The organism is Cellulophaga geojensis KL-A (genome assembly GCF_000568425.1).
Lineage (GTDB): Bacteria > Bacteroidota > Bacteroidia > Flavobacteriales > Flavobacteriaceae > Cellulophaga > Cellulophaga lytica.
This window is the reverse complement of sequence record NZ_ARZX01000076.1, coordinates 1-1,128: the sequence shown is the minus strand read 5'-3', so window position 1 is coordinate 1,128 and position 1,128 is coordinate 1. Positions and strand designations below refer to the sequence as shown.

At 38.0% G+C, this 1,128-nt stretch carries 1 pseudogene; it reads left to right on the top strand.

Features of this window, described 5'->3' with window-relative positions:
• Window positions 1-1,128, top strand: a pseudogene (locus KLA_RS17770) (hypothetical protein); the annotation flags it as partial.

Below are 1,128 nucleotides of genomic sequence, written 5' to 3'. Positions count from 1 at the left end.
CTACAGATAATGACCCTATTACTTTAGATAACTCATCACCTACAATAGACATTACTACGCCTATTGAAGGAGATGACGTAGTAAACGCAGCCGAAGATAATGATGTAACTATTTCTGGTACAACTACTGATGTAGAAGACAATCAAACTGTAACGGTTACTTTTGACGATGGTACTGATACGGTTACTACAACTGCTACGGTTAGTAGCGGCACTTGGACAGCAGCGGATGCAGATATCTCTGGATTAACTAATGGAACAATTACTGTAACCGCTGATGTTGCTGATGTTGCTCTCAACCCAGCTACAGATAATGATCCTATTACTCTTGATAACTCATTACCAATTGTAGATAGTTTTATTACTATAGACACTACTCCTATTTTAACAGGTCAAGGAGATCCTAACGAATCTCTTATAATAGAGCTTGATACAAATGGTGATAATGTTATTGATGTTACATATTCAGTTACTACTGACTCTAGTGGAGATTGGAGTGTAGATACCGAAACTCAATCACCAATTAACGGTTCTTTACCTTCTCTAACAGATGAAGATATTATTAATATTACAGCTACTGATCCTGCTGGAAACTCTAACACAGGTATTGTAACTATTTCTGTTGATACAGATGGTGATGGACTTACAAACAATGAAGAGAATACTTTAGGCACAGACCCTAACAACCCAGATACGGATGGTGATGGGACTTCTGATGGACAAGAAGTTACAGATGGTACAGATCCATTAGATGATTGTGATTCTATTGGTGGTACTCCTCTTGATACTAGCGATTGTGATAACGATGGCTTAACTAATGCACAAGAAGCTACTATTGGCACAGACACTTTTAATCCTGATTCTGATAATGATGGACTTTTAGATGGTGATGAAGTTACTTTAGGTACAGATCCTAATAACCCTGATACAGATGGGGATTCTATTTTAGACGGACAAGAAGTTACTGATAATACCAACCCGCTTGATGACTGTGACTCTAACGGTGGTACGCCTCTTGACACTAGTGATTGTGATATGGATGGCTTAACTAATGCACAAGAAGCGGCTTTAGGTACAGATCCTTTTAATTCTGATTCTGATGGTGATTTAATTCTTGATGGTAAAGAAG